General features: G+C 72.2%; 21 protein-coding genes and 2 pseudogenes. 13 read left to right on the forward strand and 10 right to left on the reverse strand.

All coding sequences use genetic code 11. The features are described from left to right. Positions 1–140 precede the first annotated feature (140 nt). From HCJ94_RS20635 to HCJ94_RS20645, 3 genes are all read right to left on the reverse strand, one after another. Positions 141–971, reverse strand: coding sequence for a M15 family metallopeptidase (locus tag HCJ94_RS20635; protein WP_168002672.1), 831 nt, complete (start codon positions 969–971; stop codon positions 141–143). 40 nt (positions 972–1,011) lie between these two features. Beyond that, positions 1,012–1,473 (reverse strand): LLM class flavin-dependent oxidoreductase, encoded by a 462-nt coding sequence (locus tag HCJ94_RS20640; protein WP_168002673.1) that lies wholly within the window; start codon positions 1,471–1,473, stop codon positions 1,012–1,014. A 138-nt stretch (positions 1,474–1,611) separates the two neighbouring features. Then, the gene (locus tag HCJ94_RS20645) at positions 1,612–2,955 is read right to left on the reverse strand and encodes a glycoside hydrolase family 18 protein (protein WP_168002674.1); all 1,344 of its coding nucleotides are present in this window, start codon (positions 2,953–2,955) and stop codon (positions 1,612–1,614) included. Between the two features lie 112 nt (positions 2,956–3,067). On the opposite strand from HCJ94_RS20645, the pseudogene HCJ94_RS20650 reads away from it, so the two are divergent. Next, positions 3,068–3,417, forward strand: a pseudogene (locus tag HCJ94_RS20650) (bile acid:sodium symporter family protein); the annotation flags it as partial. A 161-nt stretch (positions 3,418–3,578) separates the two neighbouring features. Here HCJ94_RS20650 and HCJ94_RS20655 read toward each other — a convergent pair. Continuing rightward, positions 3,579–4,337 (reverse strand): FadR/GntR family transcriptional regulator, encoded by a 759-nt coding sequence (locus tag HCJ94_RS20655; RefSeq protein WP_168002675.1) that lies wholly within the window; start codon positions 4,335–4,337, stop codon positions 3,579–3,581. 133 nt (positions 4,338–4,470) lie between these two features. Between HCJ94_RS20655 and HCJ94_RS20660 the strand changes: the two genes are divergently transcribed. The 8 genes from HCJ94_RS20660 (at position 4,471) to HCJ94_RS20695 (ending at position 12,141) form a co-directional block, all read left to right on the forward strand. Then, positions 4,471–5,760 carry an ABC transporter substrate-binding protein gene (locus HCJ94_RS20660; protein ID WP_309227358.1) on the forward strand — a complete coding sequence of 430 codons (1,290 nt, stop codon included), beginning with the start codon at positions 4,471–4,473 and terminating at the stop codon, positions 5,758–5,760. A 196-nt stretch (positions 5,761–5,956) separates the two neighbouring features. Further along, positions 5,957–6,787: a carbohydrate ABC transporter permease gene (locus HCJ94_RS20665; protein ID WP_168002714.1), complete on the forward strand. Its 831-nt coding sequence runs from the start codon at positions 5,957–5,959 to the stop codon at positions 6,785–6,787. Then, positions 6,784–7,599: a carbohydrate ABC transporter permease gene (locus HCJ94_RS20670; protein WP_168002676.1), complete on the forward strand. Its 816-nt coding sequence runs from the start codon at positions 6,784–6,786 to the stop codon at positions 7,597–7,599. The genes HCJ94_RS20665 and HCJ94_RS20670 overlap by 4 nt, the downstream gene beginning before the upstream one ends. Before the next feature lie 4 nt (positions 7,600–7,603). Further along, positions 7,604–8,752, forward strand: coding sequence for a galactonate dehydratase (gene dgoD / locus HCJ94_RS20675; protein WP_168002677.1), 1,149 nt, complete (start codon positions 7,604–7,606; stop codon positions 8,750–8,752). Positions 8,753–8,757: 5 nt separating this feature from the next. Further along, positions 8,758–9,396, forward strand: a complete 639-nt coding sequence (locus HCJ94_RS20680; RefSeq protein WP_240944373.1) for a bifunctional 4-hydroxy-2-oxoglutarate aldolase/2-dehydro-3-deoxy-phosphogluconate aldolase — start codon at positions 8,758–8,760, stop codon at positions 9,394–9,396. Then, complete coding sequence (locus tag HCJ94_RS20685) at positions 9,393–10,346, forward strand: sugar kinase (RefSeq protein WP_168002679.1); 954 nt, start codon at positions 9,393–9,395, stop codon at positions 10,344–10,346. Before HCJ94_RS20680 ends, HCJ94_RS20685 begins: the two co-directional genes overlap by 4 nt. A 33-nt stretch (positions 10,347–10,379) precedes the next feature. After that, positions 10,380–11,609, forward strand: coding sequence for a D-mannonate dehydratase ManD (manD, locus tag HCJ94_RS20690; RefSeq protein ID WP_168002680.1), 1,230 nt, complete (start codon positions 10,380–10,382; stop codon positions 11,607–11,609). Continuing rightward, positions 11,599–12,141: a gluconokinase gene (locus HCJ94_RS20695; protein WP_168002681.1), complete on the forward strand. Its 543-nt coding sequence runs from the start codon at positions 11,599–11,601 to the stop codon at positions 12,139–12,141. Before manD ends, HCJ94_RS20695 begins: the two co-directional genes overlap by 11 nt. 25 nt (positions 12,142–12,166) lie before the next feature. Here the strand turns inward: HCJ94_RS20695 and HCJ94_RS20700 are convergent, their stop codons facing one another. Beyond that, positions 12,167–13,063: a LysR family transcriptional regulator gene (locus tag HCJ94_RS20700; RefSeq protein WP_309227359.1), complete on the reverse strand. Its 897-nt coding sequence runs from the start codon at positions 13,061–13,063 to the stop codon at positions 12,167–12,169. 383 nt (positions 13,064–13,446) lie between these two features. Between HCJ94_RS20700 and HCJ94_RS20705 the strand changes: the two genes are divergently transcribed. Further along, the gene (locus HCJ94_RS20705; RefSeq protein ID WP_168002683.1) at positions 13,447–13,842 is read left to right on the forward strand and encodes a hypothetical protein; all 396 of its coding nucleotides are present in this window, start codon (positions 13,447–13,449) and stop codon (positions 13,840–13,842) included. 18 nt (positions 13,843–13,860) lie between these two features. On the opposite strand, the gene HCJ94_RS20710 is transcribed toward HCJ94_RS20705, so the two are convergent. Together HCJ94_RS20710 and HCJ94_RS20720 are read right to left on the reverse strand one after the other, a co-directional pair. Next, entirely contained in the window at positions 13,861–14,748 is an 888-nt protein-coding gene (locus HCJ94_RS20710) for a helix-turn-helix domain-containing GNAT family N-acetyltransferase (RefSeq protein ID WP_168002684.1), read from the reverse strand. A gap of 1,024 nt (positions 14,749–15,772) precedes the next feature. Then, entirely contained in the window at positions 15,773–17,212 is a 1,440-nt protein-coding gene (locus HCJ94_RS20720; RefSeq protein ID WP_309227360.1) for a nitroreductase family protein, read from the reverse strand. A 142-nt stretch (positions 17,213–17,354) separates the two neighbouring features. On the opposite strand from HCJ94_RS20720, the gene HCJ94_RS20725 reads away from it, so the two are divergent. Then, positions 17,355–17,981, forward strand: a complete 627-nt coding sequence (locus HCJ94_RS20725; protein ID WP_168002685.1) for a CG0192-related protein — start codon at positions 17,355–17,357, stop codon at positions 17,979–17,981. Positions 17,982–18,105: 124 nt separating this feature from the next. Here the strand turns inward: HCJ94_RS20725 and HCJ94_RS20730 are convergent, their stop codons facing one another. Continuing rightward, positions 18,106–19,968, reverse strand: a complete 1,863-nt coding sequence (locus tag HCJ94_RS20730) for a pectate lyase-like domain-containing protein (RefSeq protein ID WP_168002686.1) — start codon at positions 19,966–19,968, stop codon at positions 18,106–18,108. Positions 19,969–20,162: 194 nt separating this feature from the next. On the opposite strand from HCJ94_RS20730, the gene HCJ94_RS20735 reads away from it, so the two are divergent. Next, positions 20,163–20,645: a hypothetical protein gene (locus tag HCJ94_RS20735; RefSeq protein WP_168002687.1), complete on the forward strand. Its 483-nt coding sequence runs from the start codon at positions 20,163–20,165 to the stop codon at positions 20,643–20,645. Positions 20,646–20,759: 114 nt separating this feature from the next. Here HCJ94_RS20735 and HCJ94_RS20740 read toward each other — a convergent pair whose 3' ends face one another. After that, on the reverse strand, positions 20,760–21,824 hold the full coding sequence (locus tag HCJ94_RS20740; protein ID WP_168002688.1) for a Gfo/Idh/MocA family protein: 1,065 nt from the start codon (positions 21,822–21,824) through the stop codon (positions 20,760–20,762). A gap of 148 nt (positions 21,825–21,972) precedes the next feature. On the opposite strand from HCJ94_RS20740, the pseudogene HCJ94_RS20745 reads away from it, so the two are divergent. Continuing rightward, positions 21,973–22,362, forward strand: a pseudogene (locus HCJ94_RS20745) (cation:proton antiporter domain-containing protein); the annotation flags it as partial. Positions 22,363–22,476: 114 nt separating this feature from the next. Here the strand turns inward: HCJ94_RS20745 and HCJ94_RS31240 are convergent. After that, the gene (locus tag HCJ94_RS31240) at positions 22,477–25,908 is read right to left on the reverse strand and encodes a 3-keto-alpha-glucoside-1,2-lyase-like domain-containing protein (protein WP_168002689.1); all 3,432 of its coding nucleotides are present in this window, start codon (positions 25,906–25,908) and stop codon (positions 22,477–22,479) included. Positions 25,909–26,185 lie beyond the last annotated feature (277 nt).

The following is a 26,185-nucleotide window of genomic DNA, read 5'->3' on the forward strand; positions in this document are numbered from 1 at the left end:
GGAAAGTCGTGGCCGGTGTGAAGAAAGCGCAGGTCGGGACGGCCCGGAATTCGTCCTGTGCAGTACAGGGGATTGTTCCCCGCACATTTGGGCCTGGACGTGTCACACCGCCGAGGAGGTGACGGGGCGCGCGGTTGGGGTCAGCCGACCGAGGAGCGGGCGACCGGCGCGTCGAAGTACGTGTCCGGGTGCGGCTCGTCGCGGTAGCTGTAGTGCCACCACTCGTTGTCGTAGCCCACGAACCCCTCGCGCGTCATCAACTCGCTCAGCAGGTCCCGGTTGGCGCGCGCCTCTCGGCCGACCCGGGGGCTGTCCGTGTGGGCGAGCGGGTCGAAGCAGTCGGAACCCGTGCCCATGTCCACGCTGTCGTCGGCGAACCGCTGGCCGGGCGGGGCGGTGCAGGGGACGAGCCGCTGCCCGGGCCGGTACGGGGCCTGGCTCGGCGCGTTCACGTCCACCAGAGTCAGATCCACGGTGCTGCCGCTGCTGTGCGTGGTCGGCGCACCCACATAACCCTTGTCGAACAGGTCCGACTTCGGCACCCGAGGGTAGAACTCGCCCTTCGTCTGCTCCTGACCGGGTTGGCGCGCCCACGCCACGATGTCGTCGACCGCCGGCTGCGGGCGGTAGCAGTCGTACACCTTGAGGGTGCGGCCCTCGGCGAGCGCGGCGTCCTGCACCTTGCGCAGCGCCTCAGCGGCCGGGCGGGTGAGCAGGCAGAGCGGCTCGAGGTAGCCGGCCAGTGGGCGACCGACGAAGTTGTGCGCGGTGGCGTACCGGATGTCGGTGCGGATGCGGTCGTCGACGTCGGAGAGCACCACGAACCCCGGCAGGGGCGGCGCGGCGGCCCGGGAGGGCGCCGGCGGCGAGGGCGACAGCGAGGGCGACGGCGAGGGTGTGCGGCACGCGGCGGTCACCAGCCCGACCGCGAGCAGTACGGCAGAGGCACACGTCGCCCGTCGTCCCCACACCGACCCTGTCTACCACTTACCGGGACCTACCGGACGGTGTTCAGGGCCGGCCCCGTGGGTCAGGCGGGAGGGCCCTGCTGGATGCGCTGCCACGCGGCGTCGACCCCACCCCGCCACCGTCCAGCCGTCTGCCGCGGCTTCGCAGGTCGGGATCCTCGCCGAAGGCGGCGTACTCGCTGTCCATCGAGCCGATGCCCGCCCCGAAGACCAGCCGGCCACCGGAGAGGGTGTCCAGAGTGACCGTCTCCCGAGCCACCGTCTGCACCCGACGTCTGGGAAGAGCCGTCACCAGGACGCCGAGCCTGATCCGCGAGGTCCGGGCCGCGATCGCGGAGGCGACGACGACCGAGTTGGTGACGGGCCAGTCGTCCTGGTAGAGCACGTGGTCCCAGAGGAAGACGGCGTCCCACCCCCGCTCCCCGGCCGCGACGGCCATGTCGACGAGCTGCCGGGCCTCAGCGAAGGGTCCGACATTCGGCAGACCGACGGCGTAGCGGGGCATCCGGTAACCCTAGTCAGCCATCGATCCCACCGACAGGCCGTCGTGGTCCGGTGCAGCGCGCTCTTGATGCTCTCCGGCGGGCCGGCCGGCGCGGCCGGCACCGGGTCACCCCGAGTGCCGGCCGGCTGCCGGGCGCGGCTACCGCGTCGCGAGCCCGAGGCTGATCATCCTGGTCAACGTGGCGTTGTCGTCGTCGCCGTCCAACGACCAGACCATCGCTCCGCCCAGACCCGCCCGTCGGATGTAGAGCGTCTTCTGGAGCACGACCGCCGGGTCGTCGTACGTCCAGAAGGTCGTACCGTCGAACAGCCAGGCGTGCCCGGCCCGGAGATCGCGGTGGACGGCGAAGCCCTTGCCCGGCAGGTTCTTGAGCTGCCGGTAGTCCTCGGACCCGGCGGCGAAGGTGCCCGGCGCCGGCCCGGCCGCCGGCTGGAAGAGCCCGTCCCCACCACCGGTCACGCCGGTCCAGCCCTGACCGTAGTACGGGATGCCGAGGACGAGCTTGTGGCGCGGCGCGCCCCGCGTGATCCAGCCGTCGATCGCGACCTCGACCGAGAAGTCCGGGCTGTCCGGGGCTCCCGCCGGCACGCGCAGCGCCGACTGCTGGTTGGTCACCGCTTCCCAGGTGCCGTGGAAGTCGTACCCCTGCACCGTGGCGAAGTCCAGGTACCGGAAGATCTTGCGGCCCTCGTACCCGGCGTCCATGGCCGCCGGGTTGGCCGGCAGGAACGCGGTCAGCTGGTAGTGCCGGCGGGTCTGCCGACCGTACGCGTCGAGCTGCCGGCGGAACTCGGCGAGCAGCGCGGTGAAGTTCTCCCGGTCCTCCGGCCGGATCACGTTGCCGGGCTCACCCGGCCAGTTCGGCCACTCCCAGTCCAGGTCGATGCCGTCGAAGACGCCGGCGGCGGCACCCGGTCCGCCGCTGCCGCCGTCCAGGACCGGCAGGTTGCCCTTGAGGTAGAGGTCGATGCAGGAGGCGACGAAGGCCTTGCGGGAGGCGTCGGTGCGGGCGGCGTTCGAGAAGTACGTCGACCAGGACCAGCCACCCAGCGAGATCATCACCTTCAAGCCGGGGTGCCGGGCCTTGAGCTCGGCCAGTTGACCGAAGTTGCCGTTGAGCGGCTCGCCCCAGGCGTCGGCGACGCCGTCGACGCTCTCCTCGGCCGGGACCGGGCGCTGGTAGTCGGCCCAGGGGTCACCCTCACCCGGCCCACCGTCCACATAGCAGCGCCCGTCCTCGCTCACGTTGCCGAAGGCGTAGTTGACGTGGGTGAGGCGGCTCGCCGCTCCGGAGGTGTCGAGCTTCTTGACGGGGAAGGCCCGGCCGTAGATGCCCCACTGGGTGAAGTAGCCGACCCGGTGGTAGCCGGAACGGTCTCTCCCGCTGTCACCCGCGCTCGCGGCGGTCGGTGGGGCGGCGGTGACCAGCACGGTCGCCAGGGCGACGAGGGCGGTGAGGCGGCGGTGACGGAATGGTCGCATCGGCACTCCCATCGAGGGATGGAGCGAAAATAGTAAAGACACCTTTCTGATTGATGAAGCTAAGCCGACCACATCCGCCGGTCAAGAGCCGCACCCGGCCGCACGGGGGATTGCGGTGCTCGCCGTGTTCACCCTGCCGATCGTGGTCAACCTGTCGGCGGCGTACTTCCTCGCCGACGGTCGGAGCATCGGCCTGCAGTTCGACAAGGTGCTGCAGGTGTTCGCCAGCGTGCTCGTCCCGGTCGCGACCGGAGCGCCGCGACGGCGGCCGGGTTCGAGATCGGAATCCACAACAGCACCCTGGCCATCACGGTCGCGCTCAGCCCGGCGTTGCTGGACAACACCCGGATGGCGGTCCCGGCGGCCGTCTACGGCATCGTCATGTTCTTCACGGCGGCGGCCTTCGGCTACCTGGTGACCCGCGTCCGCGTCCGGCCCGACAGGATCCCCACCGCCCGGTAGCCCCGCACGCCGTCCGGCCGCATGGCCGGAGCGGGCCACCGATGTACCGGTGGTCAGCCGGGCACGGAGGGGTCTTTCGGCCGGTCGGCGCCGATCATGAGAAAGATCGGGTATTCGATCAACCAGGCGTCACAGACTACGTCGGCCGGGACGGGGCACCGTCAGGGAGCGGGGGTGCCGGCCTGCTCCCAGATCGCCGTCATCTCGTCGAAGGCCTGTTCCATGATCTGCACCATGGCGCTGCGGGCGCGGTCGCCGTCGCGGCGCTGGATCGCCTGGGCCACGTCGGCGTGCAGTTGGAGCGCCTGCTCGTGCGGATGGTGCGGCATCAGGTGGTAGTGGTGCCGACCGCTGAGCACCTCGGCCACCAGGTCCTGGAGCTTGACGAACATCTCGTTGCCGGAGGCGGCCAGCACCCGGCGGTGGAACTCGATGTCGAGGCGGAGGAACCGCTCCTCGTCGCCGGCCTTGCCGGCGGCCCACATCTTGGCGGCGAGGCCGACGAGCTCACTCGCCTCGTCGTGGCCGACCCGGGCGGCGGCGAGCCAGGCGGCGTGGGGCTCCACCGCCGTCCGTAGCTCGGTGATCGAGCGGATCTGGGCGATGCGGCCGGCCGAGGCGAGCCGCCAGCGGATCACCTGCGGGTCGAAGACGTTCCAGGCGTCCGGCGTGCGGATCATGACCCCGACCCGGCGGCGGGTCTCGATGAACCCCATCGAGGCGAGCACCCGCAGCACCTCGCGGACGACGGAGCGGGACACCGCGTACCGCTCGACCAGCTCGTCGATGTTCAGGATCGCCCCGGGCGCCAGCTCACCTCCGCAGATGGCCGTGCCGAGGTCTTCGAGGACGCGTGCGTGCAGCCCGGCCTCAGCAGGGGCGTTCTGGGCGGCTGCGCCCCTCGAGGAGTACCGTTCCACGCCTGGATCGTATCAGTTAGATCAACCTCTTGAATAAGTCTGCTTTTTCGGCCTAGCATCCGGACGTTAAGCGGATGTAAACACCGAGGTAGCGCCCTACCGGGCAGCGACCAGGACAGAAGGAGAGACAAGCGTGCGACGTCGAGCAATGATCGGCACTTCTCTGGCCGTGGTCGCCGCCATGGGCCTGTCCGCCTGCGGCGGTGGCGACGACGGCGGCAGCGGGTCGAACACCCTCCGCGTGACGCTGGTCAACCACGTCTGGACGGAGAACATCAAGAAGGCCCTGCCGGAGTTCGAGAAGCAGAGCGGGCTCAAGGTCGAGGTCACGCAGCTCGGTGAGGACCAGCTGTCGGACCAGTACAACGTCAAGCTGAACGCCGGGTCCCGCGACCTGGACGTGATGATGTACCGGCCGCTGCAGGAGGGGAAGCTGTTCGCCAAGAACAAGTACCTCGCCGACCTGAGCGACAAGGCCAGGTCGGACAGCGCGTTCGAGCTCGGCGACTTCCAGGCCGGACCGGTGCAGGCGACCACGTACGAGGACAAGCTGGTCGGCGTACCGATCATCACCGAGCAGGAGGTCCTCTACTACCGCAAGGACCTGCTGGAGAAGTCCGGCTTCACCGCCCCGCCGAAGACCCTCGACGAGCTCAAGGCGCAGGCGGCGAAGGTCGAGGCGGACAACCCCGGTGTCGCGGGCTTCGTGGCCCGGACCGGCAAGGCCGCCGCGGTCACCCAGTTCTCCAGCTTCCTGTACAGCTTCGGCGGTGACTTCGTCGACGGCAGCGGCAAGGCCTCCGTCAACACCGAGCAGGCCAAGCAGGCGTACGCCTACTACGGCGGCCTGCTGCGCGAGCACGGCCCCGAGAACATCAGCACCGACATGAGCTGGTCCGAGGCGATGGCGATCTTCACCCAGGGCAAGGCCGCCTTCTACACCGAGGCGAACTCGCTCTACAAGAACGCCACCGACCCGGCCAAGTCGAAGGTCTCCGAGACCGTCGGTTTCGCCACCTTCCCGGCCGGCCCGGCCGGCTCGAAGCCGTACAACATCCCGTCCTGGGCGCTCGGCGTGAACGACGCGTCCGAGAACAAGGACAACGCCTGGAAGTTCATCCAGTGGGCGGCCGGCAAGGAGCAGTCGCTGGCGCAGCAGAAGGCCGGTGTCCCCGGCGCCCGCACCTCCGTCTGGGCCAACCCGGAGGGCACCGCGACCTACCCGAAGGACCTCGCCGAGGCCACCAAGGTCAGCACCGCCAACGGCATCGGCCACGACCGCCCGCTGGTCGAGAAGGTCGCCCGGGCCCGGGAGATCGTCGGCCAGCCGATCGTCGACGCGATCACCGGCAAGGACGCGGCCGCCTCGGCGGACGCCGCCAACGAGGCGTTCCAGAAGTTCCTCGACGACGAGGCGAAGTAGTCCGACCGCGGGGTGGCGGGGCCGACCGGCTCCGCCACCCCGCGCCGGGACCCCTGGCCCCCTCGAACCCGGAGACCTCATGTCAGCCGTCACCACACCAGTCACCAGATCGCCTGAGGCCCGTACGGCCCCGGTCGAATCGGCCTGGTCGCGTTGGGCCAACACGCACCGCAAGTGGCTCTTCGCGGCACCCGCCATGGCGTTCGTCGCCGTGCTGATCATCTTTCCGGTGGCCTGGACCGGGTACCTCAGCCTGACCGACGCCGAGGGTTCGGTACGCGCCGAGAGCGAGTTCATCGGCTTCCAGAACTACCTGGACGTGCTCTCCGACACCGACCGCTTCTGGCCGGCGGTGTGGCGCACGGTCCTCTTCACCGGCGTCGTGCTCCTCGTCGAGGTCGTGCTCGGAATGGCGATCGCCCTGCTGCTGTGGCGGCCCTTCCGTGGCGAGAAGTGGGTCCGGGTCGCCATCCTGCTGCCGCTGGTGGCCACTCCGGTGGCGGTCGGCATGATGTGGCGGCTGATCTTCGACCCCAACATCGGCATGGCGAACCAGCTGCTCAGCTGGGTCGGCATCGGCCCGCAGCCGTGGCTGTCCGGGCAGAGTTCGGCCCTGCCGACGACGATGTTCATCGACATCTGGCAGTGGACTCCGATGGTCGTGCTGATCCTGCTCGCCGGCCTGACCTCGCTCTCCGACGAGCCCCAGGAGGCGGCGCTGATCGACGGCGCCAGCACCTGGCAGCGGTTCCGGCACGTCACGCTGCCGCTGCTGATGCCCACCGTGATCGTCGCGATCCTGCTGCGCGGCATCGACGCGCTGAAGACGTTCGACATCCTGTACGCCACGAAGGGGCGCGGCGGCGGGTCGTTCCACGAGGTGGAGACCCTCAACGTCTACGCCTACGGCCTCAGCTTCGACTACAACGACTACGGCGTCTCATCGACGGTCCTCATCATCTTCTTCCTGATCATCATCGGGGTGATGTGGGCCCTGACCTACCGCAAGAAGGGGCTGGAGCGATGAAGCCGAGCAAGCCGTTCAAGGCGTTCCGGGCGGTCGCCCTCGTCCTGGTGGTGTTCTCGCTGATCGCGCCGCTGCTCTGGATGGTGGCCGCGTCGTTCAAGACCAACGTCGACATCTACGACACGGGCAAGGCGTTCGTCTTCACGCCCACCCTGGACAACTACGACACCGTTCTCCAGCGGGCGAACTACGTCCAGTTCATCGGCAACAGCCTCTGGGTGGCGCTCGCCGCCACCGTGTTCTCGCTGATCCTCGGGGTGCCGGCCGCGTACTCGATGAGTCGCTTCAACATGAAGAAGTCCGCGCTCGTCGTGCTGATGGCCCGCGTGATCCCCGGCGTCTCGCTGCTGGTGCCCTGGTACTACGTCTTCTCGAACCTGCAGATGGTCGGCGGCTACACGGTGCTGATCCTCAGCCACATGTTCGTGTCGCTGCCGCTGATCGTCTACATCATGATGGGCTACTTCGACGGCCTGCCCACCGAGCTCGAAGAGGCGGCACTGGTCGACGGCCTGACCCACATCGGCGCGTTCCGGCGGATCACCCTGCCGCTGTCGGTGCCCGGCGTCGCCACGGCCGGCATCCTGTCGTTCATCTTCTCCTGGAACAACTTCATGTTCGCCCTGGTGCTCTCCGGCGCCGACACCAAGACGCTGCCCGTGGCGATCTTCGACTTCGTCGGCTACGCCAGCATCGACTGGGGCGGCCTGATGGCGGCGGCCACCGTGGTCACCCTCCCGATCATGCTGATCGCCCTGTTCGTGCAGAAGTACATCGTCTCCGGCCTCACCGCCGGCGCCACGAAGGGCTGAGGCCATGACGACGATCGCGCGGGTGGAGACCTTCCTCGTCGCACCACGCTGGCTGTTCGTCCGGGTCGAGACCACCTCCGGGATCGTCGGCTGGGGCGAGGCGACCTGCGAGGGCCGCTCGGAGACGGTCCGCACCGCCGTCGAGCAGCTCAGCGAGCTGCTGATCGGGCGGGACGCGCTGCGCATCGAGGACCACTGGCAGGTGATGACGAAGGGCTCGTTCTACCGGGGCGGGCCGATCCTGGCCAGCGCCGTCGCCGGGCTCGACCAGGCGCTGTGGGACATCGCCGGCAAGCACTTCGGCGCGCCGGTGCACCAGCTGCTCGGCGGCCCCGTCCGGGACCGGATCCGGGTCTACGGCTGGGTCGGCGGCGACGAGCCGGCCGAGGTGCGCGACCAGATCAGCGCCGCCGTCGCGTCCGGCCTGACCGCGGTGAAGATGAACGCCTCCGGGAAGATGAGCCCCGTCGCCTCGGTCCGCGAACTCGACGGCGTCGTCGAGCGGGTGGCCGCCGCCCGCGAGGTGCTCGGCGACGAGCGGGACGTCGCGGTCGACTTCCACGGTCGGTTCACCCTCGCCACCGCCCGCCGGGTCGCCCCGCTGCTCGAGGAGTTCCGGCCGTTCTTCCTCGAGGAGCCGGTGGTGCCGGAGAACTCCCACCTGATCGGCGAGTTCGTGCGTTCCACCACGACCCCGGTGTCCACGGGGGAGCGGCTCTACAACCGGCAGGAGTTCCTGCCGGTGCTCCAGGCCGGCATCGCGGTCGCCCAGCCGGACCTCTCGCACGCCGGCGGCATCACCGAGGTACGCAAGATCGCCGCGCTGGCCGAGACGTACGACGTGCAGCTCGCCCCGCACTGCCCGCTCGGGCCGATCGCGCTCGCGGCCTGCCTCCAGGTCGGCTTCGCCACGCCGAACTACCTGATCCAGGAACAGAGCATCGGCATCCACTACAACCTCGGCGCCGAGGTGCTCGACTACTGCCTCGACAAGACCCCGCTGACGTTCGTCGACGGGTACGTCGAGCGGCTCACCGCACCCGGCCTGGGCATCGAGATCGACGAACAGGCGGTGCGGGCGGCGGACAAGCGCGGCCACGCCTGGCGCAGCCCGACCTGGCGGCACCGCGACGGCTCCTACGCGGAATGGTGATCAACATGACCGTCAACCTCACCGCCGAACTCGCCGACGCCCGCATCCTGGCGGTCATCCGCGGCACCGACACGGCCGGCGCGATCGCCGCCGGCACCGCCCTGCTGGAAGAGGGCGTACGCATCGTCGAGGTCGCCCTCACCACGCCGGACGCCCCGCGCGCGGTCGAGGCGCTGCGTGCGGTGGCACCCGCCGGGTCCCTGGTCGGCGCCGGCACGGTGCTCACCACCGCGGACGTGGCCGACGTCGCCGCCGCCGGCGCGCAGTTCGTGGTGACGCCGGCCGTGGTCGAGTCGATCCCCGAGGCGGCGCGCCGCGGCATCCCGGTCGCCGCCGGGGCGTTCACCCCCACCGAGGCGTACACCGCGATGCGGATGGGGGCGTCGGCGATCAAGGTGTTCCCGGTGTCGGTCGGGGGGCCGGCGTACCTGAGGGCGGTGCGCGACCCGTTCCCGGACATCCCGTTCGTCGCGGTCGGCGGCGTGGGCCTGGACGACGTGCCGGGCTACCTCCGGGCCGGCGCGATCGCGGTCGGCGTCGGCGGGCCGCTGGTCGGCGACGCCGCCTCCGGCGGCGACCTGGCCGCCCTGCGGGCCCGGGCCCGCACCTACCTCGCCGCGGTCGGGGAGTGGACGCGCCGATGACCGCACCGGACCTGCTCACCTTCGGCGAGACGATGGTGTCGCTGCGCTCGGCCGGTCCGCTCGCGGCCGGGGGGTCGCTGACCATGCACCTGGCCGGCGCCGAGTCCAACGTGGCCGTGGGAGTGGCCCGGCTGGGCCACCGCGCCGCCTGGGTCGGCCGGGTGAGCGGCGACGAGTTCGGCGAGTACACGCTGCGGCAGCTTCGCGCGGAGGGCATCGGTGTCGACGGCGTGACCCGGGACGCCGAGCGGCCGACCGGCCTGATGTTCCTGGAACAGCGCACCGCCGACCTGACCCGGGTGCAGTACCACCGGGCCGGATCGGCCGGGTCCGCGCTGGACGTCGACGACCTGCGGGCGCCGCTGGCCGCCGGCGCGCGGATGCTGCACCTGACCGGGATCACCCCGGCGCTGTCCGACACCGCCCGGGAGGCCACCCGGTGGGCGGCCCAGGCCGCCGCCGAAGCCGGCATCCCGGTGTGCCTCGACGTCAACTACCGCGCGCGGCTCTGGTCCCGGGACAGCGCCCGCGAGGTGCTCACCCCGCTGGCGGGGTACGCCTCCGTCGTCATCGCCTCCGCCGACGAGCTGGACCTCGTCGGGGACCCGGAAGCCGACGAGTCCACCGTGGTGGCGGACCTGTTCCGGCGGGGCGTACGGACGGTCCTGGTCAAGCTGGGCTCGGACGGCGCCCGGGCGCACACCCCGGACGGGATCCAGCAGGTCGGGGCGCTGACCGTGACCGCCGTCGACCCCGTCGGCGCCGGGGACGCGTTCACCGCGGGCTACCTGTCCGGGTGGTTCGACGGGCTCGACCTGGCCGGTCGCCTGCGCCGCGCGGCCACCCTCGGCGCCTTCGCGGTCTCCAGCCGGGGTGACTGCGAAGGGCTGCCCCGCCGTGCCGAACTGTCCCTTCTCGAGGGCCACGAGACCGGAAGCGTCCTCCGTTAGCCGTCGCCACAACCGTGAAGAAAGGCACCACCCGTGAAGATCACCGCTGCCGACGTCATCGTCACCAGCCCGGACCGCAACTTCGTGACCCTCAAGATCACCACTGACGAGGGGATCATCGGCCTCGGTGACGGCACCCTGAACGGGCGGGAGCTCTCCGTCGCGTCGTACCTGCGCGACCACGTCGTGCCGCTGCTGATCGGGCGGGACCCGCACCGCATCGAGGACACCTGGCAGTTCCTGTACCGCTCGGCGTACTGGCGGCGCGGGCCGGTCACCATGGCCGCCATCGCCGCGGTCGACATCGCCCTGTGGGACATCAAGGCCAAGGCGGCCGGCATGCCCCTCTACCAGCTGCTCGGCGGCGCGTCGCGCACCGGCATCATGGCGTACGGGCACGCCTCCGGCCGTGACCTGCCCGAGCTGTTCGACTCGATCCGCCGGCACCTCGACCTCGGCTTCCGGTCGATCCGCGTGCAGACCTCCGTGCCCGGCATCAACGCCGTCTACGGGGTCGCCGCGCAGCCCAGCGTCGACGGCAAGCGGTACGACTACGAACCGGCCCAGCGCACGCCGCTGCCGGCCGAGGAGGACTGGGACACCCGCTCGTACATGCGGCACCTGCCCGGGGTGTTCGAGGCGGTCCGCAACGAGTTCGGCCCGGAGCTTCCGCTGCTGCACGACGGCCACCACCGGATGACCCCCATCCAGGCCGCCCGGCTCGGCAAGGACCTGGAGCCGTACGACCTGTTCTGGCTGGAGGACTGCACGCCGGCGGAGAACCAGGAGGCGCTGCGGCTGGTCCGCCAGCACACCACCACGCCACTGGCCATCGGCGAGGTCTTCAACACCGTGTGGGACTACCAGACCCTCATCCGGGAACAGCTGATCGACTACGTCCGCTCGGCCGTCACCCACACCGGCGGCATCACCGCGATGCGCAAGCTGCTCGACTTCGCGGCCCAGTACCAGATCAAGTCCGGCATCCACGGACCGACCGACATCTCACCGGTCGGCATGGCCGCCGCACTGCACCTGGACCTGGCCATCCACAACTTCGGCATCCAGGAGTACATGCAGCACGGGCCGCTCACCAACGAGGTGTTCCGGCAGTCGTTCACCTTCACCGAGGGCTACCTGCACCCGGGCGAGCAGCCCGGCATCGGGGTCGAGCTCGACGAGGAGGCCGCCGCGCGGTTCCCGTACCAGCCGGCGTACCTGCCGTTCAACCGCCTCAAGGACGGCACCGTCCATGACTGGTGACCGGCGGCCGCCCCGGCACATCGTCGTGATGGGCGTGTCCGGTTGCGGCAAGACGACGGTGGCGAGGCTCCTCGGCGAGCTGACCGGACTGACCTTCGCGGAGGCCGACGAGTTCCACTCCGAGGCCAACGTGGCGAGGATGCGCTCCGGCGTACCGCTGGACGACGCCGCCCGGTGGCCCTGGCTCCGTGACCTCGCCGGCTGGATGACCGCCCGCCACCGGGAGGGGGTCTCGACGGTGCTGACCTGCTCCGCGCTCAAGCGCTCCTACCGGGACGTCCTCCGGCAGGGACCGCCGAACGTGGAGTTCGTGCACCTGGACGGCCCGACCGAGGTGATCCGCGAGCGGATGGCGACGCGAGATCATCCGTACATGCCCGCGAGCCTGCTCGACTCCCAGGCGGCGATCCTGGAGCCGCTCGGGCCGGACGAGCACGGCGTGGTGCTCGACCTCCGGCTGCCCGCGGACGTCCTCGCCGCCCTGGCGGCGGACCGCCTGGGCCTGCCCGCCGTGGACACGTCCCCGCGCTGAGCGACGGCTGGGGGGCCGGGTGGAGTCAGGCCAGGCCGGCCGCCACCTCGTCGAGGTGGGCGAGGAACCGCTGGACGGCCGGTGGCCGGCTGCGACCGGCGACGGTGGCGGCGAAGACCCGGCGGACGCCGGCGTCGTCGGGGTGCAGGCGCAGCAGGGCGAGGTCGGGCGGCGTCGCCCGCACCGTGAGGGCGGGCACCAGGGCCACCCCCAGCCCGGCCGCCACGCAGCCCAGCTTGCCGGTCCACTCCGCGGCGACGATGTCGATCCGGGGCCGGAAACCCGCCGGCACGGTGGCGCGCAGCAGGGTCTGCTCGGCGGTCGCCGAGCCCGCGATGAACGCGTCGTCGGCGAGGTCGCGGAGCCGGACGGTGCGTCGGCGCGCGAGGCGGTGGGTCCGGGGCACCGCCACCAGCAGGATCTCGTCCAGCAGGTGGTGCAGGTCGAACCGGTCGGCGTCGAGGGGTTGGTCGGGCGCCGCGCTCACCACCACGACGTCGGCGTCCCCGGCGAGCAGGCGGTCCAGCAACCCCGGGGTGAGTCCTTCGACGAGGGACAGGGCGACGTCGGGGTGGGCGGACCGGAACGCGGCCAGGGCACGCGGCACGAGCGCGGCGACCGCCGTGGGGAACGCGCCGACCCGGAGCCGGCCGGCCGTCAGGTCGCGCAGGGCCGCGAGGTCGCGGCGGGCGGCGTCGAGCCGGTCGAGTACGGCCTCGGCGTGACCGAGCAGGCAGCGGCCCGGCTCGGTGAGGGCGACGCCCCGCGGTAGCCGGTCGAACAGGGGCGCCCCGAGGTCGGCCTCCAGCGCGGCGATCTGCCGCGACACCGCCGACTGCGTGTAGCGCAGCGTCCGCGCCGCCGCCGTGATGGAGCCGTGCGCGGCGACGACGCGGAAGACCTCCAGGGCGTGTGGCTGCACGCCGCCATCCTGCCATGCGTCTGCCGCATCGCAGCCATGCGTGACATTCGTTGGTCGCATGGCTGTGCCGCCTCTAGCGTTGCGGACCATGGACGTCGCACTGTTGGCGTACCGCTGGTGGACGCGCCCGTCGCCGGCAGCGCGGCGGCGGCGGTGGGCCGCGCCGGAGGGTATGGCAGCCGTGCCAGTGGGTAGAAGGACGTCACTGGACCCCGAGTGAGCGGCATCGTCGCCCCGACGGCGCCAGTGGCGCGACCCCCGCGCCGCCTCGGGGGCTGATCAACCGGAGGAAGGAGGCCGGTCATGCTGTTCCACAGTGGACCCGATCCCCGATGGACGGCCACCCCTGGGTCGGCCGTCGCGGAACGGGTCGGGTGATCGCCATGTCGCCGATTCCCGCGTCCCGCCCGGCGCCCGCCGCGTCACCGGTCCCCAGCACCTACGTGCGGTACCTGCGCGACCGGCTGCTGGAGGCCGAGGCCGGCCTGACCGCCATGACCGACAAGTACGAGCGGACCAAGGCCCGGTTCGACCGCTGCTACGCGCGACAGGGCATCACGCCCGAGGCTGACATCGTCAACTACATCAACGCCAAGGGGATGAACCCCGAGCTGAAGTTCTGGTACTCCAAGGTGGAGCACTTCCAGCGGGAGGTCACCGCCTACGGTGCCGCGCTGACCGGGCTGGAGGCGGCCGGCCGGATGCTGGCGGCGGAGAGCTACCGCGTCGACAGCCAGCGCGTCCGCACCGGCCGTCGGGGTCTGAACCGCGTCAGCTGAGCGGGGCCGTACGGTCCGTCACGGCACCAGGCGCTTCTCGAACCAGTGGTGGGCGTAGCGCTCGCTGTTGTACGGCTCGATCTCCCGGTACCCGGCGGCGCGGTACATCGCGATCGCCTCGGTGAGGTTCCGGTTGGTGTCCAGCCGTACGGCCGTCCAGCCCCGGTCGGCGGCGTACCGTTCCAGCTCGTCGAGCAGCCGTCGCCCGATCCCGAGGCCCCGTACGCTGTCCGCCACCCACACCCGCTTGATCTCGGCGGGTGCGTCCGGGTGGAGCTTGACGGCGCCGCAGCCGACAGGTTCGGCGTTGAGGGTGGCGAGGAGGAACACGCCGGCGGGCGGAACGAGTTCCTCGTCGTGGACCGGGCTGCTCAGTGCCGGGTCGAAACCGTCGTCGAACCGGCCCGCGACGTCCCGGGCGTACGCCCGCACGCAGGCACGCGCCCGGGGGTCGCCGGGCGGGCACGGCTCGACGACCACCATCGACCCGACGAGCAGTCGTTCCACCTCGGCCATCGCCGCGACGAGCCGCCCGCGCCGGCGCTCACTGAGCGGTTCGAGGATCGACCAGGCCAGGTCGTCGGAGCGCCTGTCCAGCTCGGCCCACTCCGCCCGGCTGGCGTCGGTGAGGGCGGCCATCCGGACCCGTCCGTCGCCGTCCGCCGGGCCGACCGTCACGAGCCCGTCGCTCTCCAGGGTGCGCAGGAGCCGGCTGAGGTATCCCGAATCCAGGCCGAGCCGTGCCCGTAGCGCCGCGACCTCGGCGCCGCCGGGGCCGATCTCCCACAGCAGCCGCGCCTGTGCGAGAGGCCGGCCGCGGGCCATGTACTCGTCGTCGAGCGCGCCGACCCGCTGGGTGACCGTCCGGTTGAACCGCCGCACGGCGGCAACGAGCTCCGATTCCATAAGCCTGACTTTAGTCAGGTATCCCGGCCGTCCGCCAGCCTGGGCGAGACCGGCCGGCGCGCAATAGACGCCGGGTCCGCCTGCCGCCGCGGTCGGATGTGTGCCGCACCGGCGTGCCGGCGCGCCGATGGCATTGACGTACTCCTATGTCGACGGCGGTCATCCGGCAAACCCGGCCGCGCCGGTCACGAGCCGGCGCCGCACCCAGAGGGGTCCGTATGAAGCCACGTTCCTTCCGACTCGCCGCGTCGTCGGTCTGTCTGGCGGCGACCACCCTGATCGCCGCCACGGCGGCACCGGCCCAGGCCGGTCCCGACGACGTACCGCGGCGTGCCCCGCCGGCGCCGTCCACCGGCGGTCCCGTCCTCGCCGCCACCGACCGGCTCGCCCGCGTGGTGGCCGGCGCACTCGCCGACCCCGGCACCCGCGGGCGGCTCGTCCCGGCCGTGGCCGCCGGCCCGGTGGACCTGCTGGCGGTACGGCTCGACGCGCGGACCGAGCGCGCCGCCCGGTCGGCCAACCAGGCGGTGCTGGCGGCCAAGGGCCTGCCGACGACGAGCGGCTCCGTGCTGCGCCTCCGGCTCGGGCACGAGCACATGGCGGCGGCGTTCGGCCCGTCGGCCGGGTTCAGGTCGGTGTCCGTGGGGCCGGGGTTCACCAGGTTGACGGTGATCGCCCGTGGGTCCAGCTCGCGGCGGAGCGCCACGGCGGCGCCGATCCCACGACCGCCACCGGTGACCAGAGCCACTCTGCCGTCAAGTGTGTCGTTCATGCCACCGAGCCTCGTCGTCGGCGGGGCTGCCGTCTGGCGGCGATCGGACGCCGCGTCTGCCCCGCCGCCGGCCCTGTGGGGTGCGGCACGCCCGACCGACGGGCTCGGGTCAGGTGCGCGCGGCCCCGGTATGTGTCATGGCTCCCGCGTCCCGGGCGGCCTCCACGGGGCGACCGCCTTTCGCCGATCAATCGCGGAGACGTGCCGTCCCAGGGACAGCTCAGACCGGGACCTCAGCGGTGAGGAGCGTCCTCAGGCGCCGCCCATGCGGGGCATGACCGGGCGGACCACCACCGGTGCGCCCGGTGCGCCGCCCGGCCGGGACGCGTACTCGGGCACGCCCACGCACGTGAAGAGCAGGGCGGCCAGGTCGTCGGGCTCGCCGAGCAGGCCCGGCACCTCCGAGTCGTTGAAGGTCATGCCGGAGGCACCGGCGCCCAGGGCGTACGCGGCGAGGTGGAGCCGGCCCTCGACGAGCCCGGCGGCCAGCTGCGCGTCGCGGTAGGAGCGGTCGTCCAGGTCGGACGCCCGGGAGGCGGCGACGACGACGTACGCGGCGTCGCCCGCGAGTGCCTGGTCGAGGCAGACACGGAGCAGTTCGTCGCGGAGGTCACCGGTCCGCAGCGGGGTCGACAGGTCCGGCCACCGGTAGAGGCCGGGCACCACCCCGTCGACGCCGTGGACGGCGACCCAGTGCGGCACGGCCACGCCGCGCAGGGCCGCCCGCATCGACCACTCCAGGGTGGGGCGGGGCAGCGTCCCGGACCGGTCCATCCGGCGCTGCGAGCCCCGCCGCCGGACGACCTCGTCCAGGGTGGCCGACGGTGGGGCGTCGGGAAGGGCCTCCCCGGTCGGCCAGGGGTCGCCGAGCACGTCGCGCTCGCCGGCCCGCTGTGCTGCCGTGCACAGCGGCAGCTCGACGGGCGGCAGGTCGCCCGGCGTCGCGGACCCGGTGGGGCCGACGGCCGGATCGCCGTCGCCGAGGGAGAGCAGGGCGAGCGGGTACTCGTGGACGCCGTCCGCGCCGACCAGCTCGCGCACCTGCGCGTCGGGGAAGAGCGACCGCAGGCGCGGCCCGAGACCGGCGCTCGCCGCCGCGGCCGTCAGCTGGGCCAGCAGCGTGCCGGCGTCCCAGTAGAGGTGCCGCCAGCCGCGCTCGGCGTACCGCCAGCCGGTCCGCCACGGCACCCCGGTCACCACGAGCGTGGTGGTCGTGCCAGCGGCGGCGGGCGCGACCTGGACGAGGGCGTGCCGGCGCCCGTCGTACCAGTGCACACCGTCGGGCACCCCGGCGACGCCGCGGGTGCTCGCGTACACCTCCAGGGGGAAGCGGGCACCCGCCGAGCCGGAGGCGCGGAACAGGACCGGGCGCCCGTTGCGCTCGGCGGTGCGCACCACGCCGGCGCCGAGGAACAGCACCCGGCCGAGCTGCGCCGCGTCGAGGGGGAACGCCGGGGCCGCGACACCGGCGAGGACGGCCGTCGCCGCCACGCCGGGGTCGGGCAGGTCGCGCGGCAGGTCCACGACGGGCAGATTCTCGGCGTACGCCTTCATCGGCGGTGGCAGCGTCGCCGGGTCGTTCGGGACGAGGTCCTGGCGGACCCGCGGGTCGTCGGCGGGCACGTCCCACTCGCGGGTCGGCACGTACGAGGTGAGCCGGTGCAGCAGGCCGGCACCCGAGTCGAGATCCACGCGGCCATCCTGCCAGCACCCCGCGCGCGGCGCGGGCCACTCACCCGCCGGCAGCACCTCGACGGCATCGGTGCCGCTGCCCGGCCGGGGACTCCGACCACCACGTCCCGTACGGGTGGGAGCCGCCGCTACGATGCCGATCATGGCGTTGCTGCACCGTGCGGATCTGAGACCCGGCAAGCTCGACCTGCTCGCGGCGTGGCTGCCCGGCCGGCCCTGGTTCGCCGGGGAGGCGGGCGCGGAGGTCACCCGCGTCGCCGCGTACCGCTTCGACGACCCGGCCGGCGAGGTGGGCATCGAGACCCTGCTCGTGCGGGCCGGTGCCGGGCCGGTCCTCCAGGTGCCGCTGACCTACCGCGCGGCCCCGCTCGACGGCGGCGACGAGTGGCTGGTCGGCACGACCGAGCACTCGGTGCTCGGCCGGCGCTGGGTCTACGACGGGTGCGGCGACCGGGTCCACGCCGCCGTGCTGGCGAGCGTCCTGCGTGGCGACGCCGGCCAGGCCGAGGAGTACTTCGAGGTCGACGGCGTCCGCGAGGTCCGCGAGCCGCTCATGACCGTCACCGCACGGCCGGGCACCGACGTTCCGGCCGTCGGCGCGGTCCGCCGGGTCGAGGACGGCGATCCGACCGTCGTCGTCACCGACACCGTCGACCTGGCCGTCGTCCGCCGGCCCGGTGTGGACGTCGCGAGCAGCACCGCCGTCCTGACCGGCACGTGGGCGGGCGGACCGGGCCCGGTGCCGCTCGCGTACGCCGTCGCTGACTGACCCCGACACGACGTGCGGCAGGTCGCGGTGCCCGTTGACCAGGACACGCGACCTGCCGCAGGTGGAGTGGATCATGCCCGGTCGGCGTGGGCGCGACCGTGCGCCGCGCCCACGCCGACCGGGGTCAGGGCAGCGGGTACTCGCTGACGTAGACCGGTGCGCCGACGCGGGTGGTGTCGGCCGCCTCGCCGACCCCGTTGACCACGTGGTCGATCGTGCCCGCGCTGAGGTTCACGGTCATGATGTGGTGCAGCCGCACGCCGGGCCGCTCCGGCACCTCGAAGCCGTTCTCGGTGTGGATCGACGGGTTGTTCTGGTTGAACACGTACACCCCGCCGCCGTGCAGCGTGTGGTTCCGAACCCGGTCACCGACCTTGTAGCCGGCCCAGCCCTCGACGTCGCCGTTCATCCAGTCGGCCTGCGTCGGCGGGTCGTACGGCAGTTCGTTCTGGTAGAGGATCGTCGTCCCGTGCTCGCCGTTCCACACGGTGTTGTACCGCTGGAAGTGCTCGACGAACAGGCCGGTCGCCGTCACGTGGTCGCCGTTGACGACGGCCCCGTAGCGGCCGGTGTTGGTGCGCCAGCGGTCGGTGTCGCCGTTGACGCCCTCGGTGAAGCCCTCGACGCCGTGGTCACCGCGCCACACCCACGTGTGGTCGATGAGGACGTGGTCGCTGTTCACCTCGAGCGCCGTGTGCGTGCGGCCGATGTGCGGCCCGCCGACCCGGAAGTACACGTCGGACAGGGTGATGGGGTTGTGCGGGGTGCTGTGGTCGCGCCCGTGCCGGCTGCCGACCCGCAGCAGTACCGGCGATTCGCGGAGCCCGGCGTCGATCGTCACCCCGGCCACGACCACGCCGGGAACGCCGGCGACGTCGAGCGGAACGGCGCCGTTCACGGCGGTGAGCGTGGCGTGGCCCAGGCCGAGGACGACCGTGTCGGGGCGCCGGACCTCGATGCTGCGGGCGACGTCGTACACGCCGGGGGTGAGCAGCAGGTGCTTGCCGAGCGCCAACTGGCGGTTGATGACGTGCACCGGGTCGCCCGGACGGGCGATGAAGAAGTCACGGATCGGGATGGTCCGGCCCGGGGTCGGACCCGTACCCCAGGAGATGCCGCGGGTGTCGCGGCGCGCGGCCGGCACGCGGACCTGGTAGCGGCCCCGGTCGTCGACGAACAGGTACGGCTTCTCCCGGCTGAGCGGCGTGGTGTCGAGCGTCGTGTACGGCGGGGCGGGGAAGCCCGCGTCGTCCGGTGCGCCGACGACGCCGGCGAAGACCTGGTTCCACACCGCGTTGGACCAGCCGCCGATCTCGCTGTTGCGGGTGAGCCACTGCTGCTGGGAGCCGTTGACGACGTTGGGCAGCCGCGAGTCGGCGATGAAGCCGCCGCTGGCGTACTGGGGGCCGGCGGTGCAGTAGTCCATCAGCGACAGCGTGCCGCCGCTGACGTCGAGGCGGCGCATCGACACGGCCTGGGAGACGGCCCAGAAGTTCGCCGAGGAGCGGCAGCCGTCCTGGCCGGCGGCGTTGATCGCGAGGGAGAGGTTGGACAGCGTACGCCAGAAGTTGACCAGGGCGATGCAGTTGCCGGTCCCGCCGTCGGCCAGGCAGCGGTTGTAGACCTCGATCTTGCCGTTGACCTGGACGTCGGTGGGGGAGGCGCCGAGGCCGGAGACCTCGGTGTAGTAGCCGACCTTCACCTGCAACGGCTGCTCCGCGTTGCCGTAGCTGCCGGGCAGGAAGAGGTACGCGTGCCGGGCGGTGGCCATCTCGGCGTCGACCTGCGCGGCGTGCCGGGCGTCCAGGGTGGCCTGGATCTCGCTGAGCGGCGTGTCCGGCCCGAAGATCGTGACGTTGGGGCCGAAGTCGGGGGTTGGCGGGGGACCGGCGGTGGCGGCCGGGCCGGTGGTGGTGACGGCGGTCGCCAGCACGAGGCCGAGCACCAGGGCCCGGCGCGCGCGCCGTCGTGTGCCGTGGGTGGTCATGCGGTGGTCCTCTCGGGAGGCGTCGGTGGCGGTGGGAGAGCGCTCTCTTGAGTAAGTCGTGATGGTCGTCGGCGGTGACGAAGGGATGGGAATGTTTCTACCGGGTGAACCGGCCCGGTGGAAGAGCCGCCCGGGACGTCCTGGGTGGACGGAGCCGGCGCGCCGCGTCGACCCTGTCAACGTACCGTTGACACATGACGTCCGAGCTGGACCAGCTCGCCGAGGTGACCGCGGCCCGCGCGCGACTGGACGAGCAGGAGCTGACCCTCATCGACCGGGCGCGCCAGGCCGGCGCGACCTGGGCGCAGATCGCCGCCGCGCTGGGGCTCGCCAGCCGGCAGGCGGCCGAGCAGCGGCGCCAGCGCCTCGCGACGGCCGCCCGGGCCCGCCGGGTCGCCGCCGACCGTCCCTTCGGGCCGCAGCTCACCGCCCTCCGCGCCGCCGTGGCGGAGCTGGACCGGTGGATCGCGGCGGACCGCCGGTGGGACGAGCGGTTCCCCCGCGCTCCACTGGTGCGGCGGACCGTCACGGCCGCCCTGGACGCGCCGCCCGGCCCGCTGCACTCGCTGGCCCGGCACGTCGTCGCCGACGTGGACACCGCCGGCCCGGACCGGGTGCCCGCGCGGGCGCGGACGGTGGCGGCGGCGATCGGGGCGGCGCTGTCAACAGCGCGTTGACACAGCCCGGCCGCCGTTCGTCCTGGCCGCCGTGTTGTGCCTCGCCGCCGCCGCGGTCGTCACCCGGCGGCCGCCGCGCCGGCATCCTGCCGCCGCGTCCGGGTCGGCGACGGATCAGGACGGGACGCTCAGCACCGCGCCATCCGTCGCCGACCGGTGCGCCAGCTCGATCAGTTCGACGGTGTCGACCGCGTCGCGCGGGTCGACCGGCATCGGGGTGCCGTCGCGCAGCGACGCCGCGACCTCGGCGTAGAAGCTCTGGTACCGGCCGGGTTCGGTCGGCACCGGACGCAGCGCGCCGTCGACGCCGAGCCGTCCGTACCGCTCCGGCGGCACCGCGCCCCACCCGGCCGTGCCGGGCCGGCCGCCGTCGCGCAGCGCGGCCTCCTGCACGTCCAGACCCCACGTCGTGTACGCGGCACGGTCGCCGAGGATCCGCAGGCGCGGCCCGAGCTGCGCGGCCAGCGCGCCCATCCAGAGATGCGAACGCACGCCCCCGGTGTGGGTGAGCGCCACGAACGCGTCGTCGTCGACCTGGGCACCCGGCCGGCGGCGGTCCACCTCGGCGTACACGCTGCGGACCGGGCCGAACAACTGCACCGCCTGGTCGATCAGGTGAGCACCGAGGTCGTAGAGGACTCCCCCCGCCTCGTCGGCGGTGCCGCTCTCCCGCCAGCCCGGCTTGATCGCCGGCCGCCAGCGTTCGAAGCGCGACTCGAACCGGATGACCGCGCCGAGGGCGCCCCCGGTCACCAGTCGCCGGGCGGTCAGGAAGTCGCCGTCCCACCGCCGGTTCTGGAACACCGTCAGCGGTACGCCCCGCCGCCGCGCCTCCGCCAGCAGTTCGCGCGCCTCGGCGGCGGTCGCGGCGAGCGGCTTGTCGACCACCACGGGCAGGCCGGCGGCCACCGCCGCCCGGGCCATCGGGACGTGCAGGCGGTTCGGCGTCGCCACCACCACCAGGTCCAGCGCGTCCGCCTGCCGCCACAGCAGGTCGGGATCGTCGACGAGGCGCGCGTTCGGGTGGTCGTGGCGGACCTGCTCGCGACGCTGCGGATCACGGGTCACCACGGCGTGCAGGCGCAACCCGGGCGTCGCGGCGATCAGCGGGGCGTGGAACACCCGGCCGGCCGCCCCGTACCCCAGCAGCCCCACCCGCAGGGGCTTCCTGTCCGCCATGCCGTCCCCGCTTCCCGTACGCCCGGTCGTACCGAATCTACGCGGCGGCGCGGGTCGCCATCCGCGGGCTCCGGCGTTCGCCGGTCCACCGGCGGCGGTCCGTACGACCATGGGTGCGACCGGACACCGGACGACGGAACGGAGTGGCATGGACGTCCTGGTGCTGCCCGTGGTGCTGGGTGTCGTCGTGCTCGTCGGCACCACGCTCGGCGGCCGCTACCGGGTGGCGCCGCCCGTCCTGTTGATCTGCGCGGGTGCGCTGCTGGCCCTTCTCCCACCGTTCTCGCACGTGGTGCTTGACCCGGAAGTGGTGCTGCTGCTGTTCCTCCCGGCGATCCTCTACCGCGAGAGCATCACCACCAGCCTGCGGGAGATCCGCGCCAACCTCGCCGTCATCGCCCTGCTCGCCGTGGGGCTGGTGGTGGTCACCATGGTCACCGTCGCGCTGACCGCGCAGGCGTTGGGGGTCAGTCCGGGGGCCGCCTGGGTCCTCGGTGCCGTCCTCGCGCCGACCGACGCCGCCGCGGTCGCCGGGCTGGCCAAGCGGATGCCCCGCAAGATCCTCACCACCCTGCGCGTGGAGAGCCTGTTTGATCAACCGGGTGGGGCCGCCCGGGTCCGGGGGGTCGGGCGGCCCCGCTCCGGAGGGGGTTCAGGTGAGGGGTTCGATCCAGATGTTGCGGTAGCGGACGTTGGCGCCGGGGTCGCCGTGGTCCTGGAGCCGGATCGGGCCGCCGGCCGCGGTCTCCGCGGCGCCGCCCCCGGTCGGGCCGGTGATCTCGACGTCGTCGTGGACCAGGACGCCGTTCCAGCGGACCGTCACGCGGGCGTTGGCGGTCTTGTTGCCCGCCCCGTCGAAGCGCGCCGCCCGGAACGTGATGTCGTACGTCTGCCAGGTCTCGGGTGCGCCGGCCGCGTTGCTGTCGGCCGCCTTCCGGTCGTAGATCGAGCCGGCCTCGGTGTCGTCCAGCGACGTGTCGCCGTACGAGTCGAGCACCTGGATCTCGTACCGGTCCTGGAGGTAGACCCCGCTGTTGCCGCGCGCCTGCCCGGTCACCGTCGACGGGTACGTCGGCTCCCACCACTCCACGTGCAGGGTGAAGTCGCCGAAGCTCTGCCTCGTCCGGATGTCGCCGCCGAGCACCTCCATCGAGCCGTTCGCCAGCGGCCAGGTGGCGGCGCCGCCACCCGTGGTCTGCCAGGCGTCCAGGTCGTCGCCGTCGAAGAGCTGGATCCGGTTCGTTCCGCCGTTGACCACCCAGTGCTGGTGGGCGCCACCGGCGTACGTCCAGATCTGGATCTGGGTGCCGTCGGCGGTGGACCCGCCCGCGGCCTCCAGCACCTTGCCGGACTGCGGGTTGAGGATCGAACCGTTGGCCTGCGGCCGCCACACCTGTGAACCGGTGTCGTTGCAGGTCCACAACTGCACCTTGGTGCCGTTCGCGGTGCCGCCGTTCGAGACGTCCAGGCACTTGCCGAGGGCCTGGAACGTCTCACCGACCCGGGTCCACCTCTGGGCGTTGGTGCCGTTGCAGGTCCAGAGCTGGATCTTCGTGCCGTCAGCGGTCGCCGAGTTGCTGACGTCCAGGCACTTGCCGCCGGTCCCGGTGATGGTGCCGGACCCGCCGCCGGTGCCGCCCGTGCCGTACACCTCGAACTCGTAGATCCGGGCGGCGGTGTCGGTGGTGCTGGTCGGGGCGGTGACGTTGAGACGGACGTAGCGGGCCGCGACCGCCGTGACGTCGTGCGTGGTGGTGCTGGCGGTATTGCCCGTCACCGTCGTGCGGGTCGTCCAGGCCGACCCGTCGGTGCTGGTGGCGATCGTGAAGTCCCGCGTGTTCCAGGCCGTGTTCTCCCCGCCCGCACCGGCGTGCTTCACCACGAACCGGTTCACGTCGCGGTTGGCGCCGAGGTCGACCTGGAGGTACTTGGTGGCACCCGTCGAGCACCACTTGTCACCGTTGCCGCCGGAGACGCTGCCGTTGACCGCCTTCGCGGGGCCCTCGGTCGCCGCGCAGGAACTGTCCGCCGTGGCCGGTCGGTTGAGCGCCAGGTTGGTGCCGCCGGTGGGTGGCGGGGTGTTGCCGGGGATGGCGTTCAGGGTGTACCACGCCTCGGTGCTCCACAGCGACTGGCCGGTGGACGACGTGAACGGCCGGGGCGAGCGGACGTACACCACGTGTCCGGCCTTGCGGCCCGGCACGGTCAGCGTGACCGTCCGGCGATCGGCCGACAGGGTCGCCGCCGAGACGACCAACGTCTCCTCGCCGATCTTGGGGCCGCCGTAGCTGGCCGTGGGTTGGTACCGCCACTGCTTGACCCGGTAGCGCGCCGCGAGGTCGGTCGCGGTCTCGGTGGACAGCGGCTGGGTGTACTCCAGTTCGAAGCCTCCGGACGTGGCGCGCATGGCGAGGATGTCGAAGGTGCTGGTGCCGTTCGGGGTGAGTTTCTGCAGGCCGTACGCCAGCTTCCCGGTCTGGCCCCAGTTGCCGCCGGCGCCGAGCCCGCCGACGTAGATGGCGCCGTCCGGCCCCAGGTGCACCTCCGACACGCCGGCCTCCAGGCCCTGGGTCATCCGGAACAGCGCGCCCTGGTACTCGCCGTTGACCTTCTCCAGGTACGCCCGCTGGAGCCCCCCGTACGTGACGTCACCGATCAGCAGTTGCCCGGCGAAGGTGCCGCTGGGCAGCAGCAGAGGGGCGCTGGGGGAGTTGGCGATCTCGTTCTGCGGCATCCACAGCACGGGTGGCGTGACCGGGTTGGCGTCGAAGGGCCCGGCCGGGTTCATGTAGTGGTTGAAGAACCGGTCCTGCTTGACGTGCAGCAGTTTGGACGAGGGCAGCCAGCCGCCCTGGTTGTCGGTGACGAAGATGCCGTTCTCCGGCCCCCAACCGATGCCGTGCGGCGTCCGCAGGCCGCCGGCGACGTACGAGACCGCGCCGGTGTCCTTGTGCACCTTGATCGTGGTGCCCCGGTTCGGTGCCGGCTGCGGGTCGGTGGTCGCCCCGCCGTAGTTGATCGACACGGAGAGGTTCAGGTAGAAGTACGGCGCCTGGTAGAGCAGGCCGAACGCGAACTCGTGGAAGTTCCCGCCGTACGGCCAGGTGGCGACGGTCTGGTACTGGTCGGCGACCTCGTCGCCGCTCGTGTCCACCAGCCGGGTGAGCCGCTGCTTCTCCGACACGTAGACGACACCGTCGACGATCTTCAGGCCCATCGGCTCCTTGAGGTTGTCGGCGATCTTCTTGGTGGTGACGCTCCCGGGCCCGGTGGTTCCGCCCGTGTTGCCCAGGATGTACACCTCGCCGTCCTGGGAGGTGCCGGACTGGTCGTTGCCACCCCAGGTGGAGATGACCAGCCTGCCGTCGGCGAGCCAGTCCATGCCGGTGACCTTCGGCTGGAAGCCGCTCGGCCGCAGGTTGGTCAGGCTGTAGCTGGGGTGGACGCCCGCCAGTGGCAGGCCGTCGCCGGGAGAGTCGAAGACTCCCTCGCACTCCTTGCGGCCCGGCGACGTCACCCGCACCACACCGGCGTCGGTGCTCAACGCCGAGTTGGGCACGAGGGTGAACGTCGACGAGCCCGGGGTCCTCCACTCCAGGGTGATCTGCTGGCCGCCGTCGCGCTCGAAATGGTCGAGGCGCAGCGGATGCAGCCCGGCCGCGAGGGTGACCGTCCCCTCCTTCGGCGTCGGGCCGTGCAGGCCGTCGTGGTCGACGACGACGGTGGTGCCGACGGTCAACTTCGAGCCGTCGTCGCTGGTGAGCCGGAACGTGTAGGTGCCGGCCTGGGTGACGTTCAGGTTGCCGAGCACCTGTGTCACGAAGCGGTCCTCGAACCCGAAGTCGGCGCTCGACGTCCAGTTGATCGTCGGCATCAGCTTGTCCACGTTCGGGGTCTGACCGGGCTTCAGGGTGCAGAGTTCGTCGAGCGGCACCTGCACGTCGTACACGCGCAGGGTGACGCCCGGCTCCTGGGCGGGTGGCGCCGCCACTGCCGGGGTGGCCGGCAGGCCGGTGGCGGCAAGGACGAGTGCGGCCGACGCCAGGACGGGGCTGCGGAATCGGCGCAGCAGCCAGGTGCCCATCGTTCCTCCTGGGACGCAGTAGGGGTGAGGCGACGGCCGACCGCGCGGAGCTGTGGTGGGGGAGCGGCGACCGCCGATCCCGGGCCGGGTGGTGACCGACGCCGACGATGCCGCCACCTGGAACGGGGTGATGAGCCGAGACATTAGGCCGGACGTCGACACCTTTCGATGAAGCCAGCGAAAGTTCTAGCGGGCTGAGCGAAAGGCGATGTCGTCCTTTATGGACGAATGCCGCGTTCGGTTCAGACGACCCGGCCACCACGGGCGCCGGCTCCGG

Origin of the sequence: Micromonospora thermarum (assembly GCF_012034245.1) — a bacterium.
Taxonomy (GTDB): Bacteria; Actinomycetota; Actinomycetes; order Mycobacteriales; family Micromonosporaceae; genus Micromonospora; species Micromonospora thermarum.

Bases quoted from the DNA above. Each gene is read 5' to 3' on its own strand.
- HCJ94_RS20640 (WP_168002673.1), bottom strand. From the start codon at position 1,473: ATGCCCCGCTACGCCGTCGGTCTGCCGAATGTCGGACCCTTCGCTGAG.
- HCJ94_RS20645 (WP_168002674.1), bottom strand. From the start codon at position 2,955: ATGCGACCATTCCGTCACCGCCGCCTCACCGCCCTCGTCGCCCTGGCG.
- HCJ94_RS20665 (WP_168002714.1), top strand. From the start codon at position 5,957: ATGGCGTTCGTCGCCGTGCTGATCATCTTTCCGGTGGCCTGGACCGGG.
- HCJ94_RS20670 (WP_168002676.1), top strand. From the start codon at position 6,784: ATGAAGCCGAGCAAGCCGTTCAAGGCGTTCCGGGCGGTCGCCCTCGTC.
- dgoD (WP_168002677.1), top strand. From the start codon at position 7,604: ATGACGACGATCGCGCGGGTGGAGACCTTCCTCGTCGCACCACGCTGG.
- HCJ94_RS20680 (WP_240944373.1), top strand. From the start codon at position 8,758: ATGACCGTCAACCTCACCGCCGAACTCGCCGACGCCCGCATCCTGGCG.
- HCJ94_RS20685 (WP_168002679.1), top strand. From the start codon at position 9,393: ATGACCGCACCGGACCTGCTCACCTTCGGCGAGACGATGGTGTCGCTG.
- HCJ94_RS20695 (WP_168002681.1), top strand. From the start codon at position 11,599: ATGACTGGTGACCGGCGGCCGCCCCGGCACATCGTCGTGATGGGCGTG.
- HCJ94_RS20705 (WP_168002683.1), top strand. From the start codon at position 13,447: ATGTCGCCGATTCCCGCGTCCCGCCCGGCGCCCGCCGCGTCACCGGTC.
- HCJ94_RS20710 (WP_168002684.1), bottom strand. From the start codon at position 14,748: ATGGAATCGGAGCTCGTTGCCGCCGTGCGGCGGTTCAACCGGACGGTC.
- HCJ94_RS20725 (WP_168002685.1), top strand. From the start codon at position 17,355: ATGGCGTTGCTGCACCGTGCGGATCTGAGACCCGGCAAGCTCGACCTG.
- HCJ94_RS20730 (WP_168002686.1), bottom strand. From the start codon at position 19,968: ATGACCACCCACGGCACACGACGGCGCGCGCGCCGGGCCCTGGTGCTC.
- HCJ94_RS20735 (WP_168002687.1), top strand. From the start codon at position 20,163: ATGACGTCCGAGCTGGACCAGCTCGCCGAGGTGACCGCGGCCCGCGCG.
- HCJ94_RS20740 (WP_168002688.1), bottom strand. From the start codon at position 21,824: ATGGCGGACAGGAAGCCCCTGCGGGTGGGGCTGCTGGGGTACGGGGCG.
- HCJ94_RS31240 (WP_168002689.1), bottom strand. From the start codon at position 25,908: ATGGGCACCTGGCTGCTGCGCCGATTCCGCAGCCCCGTCCTGGCGTCG.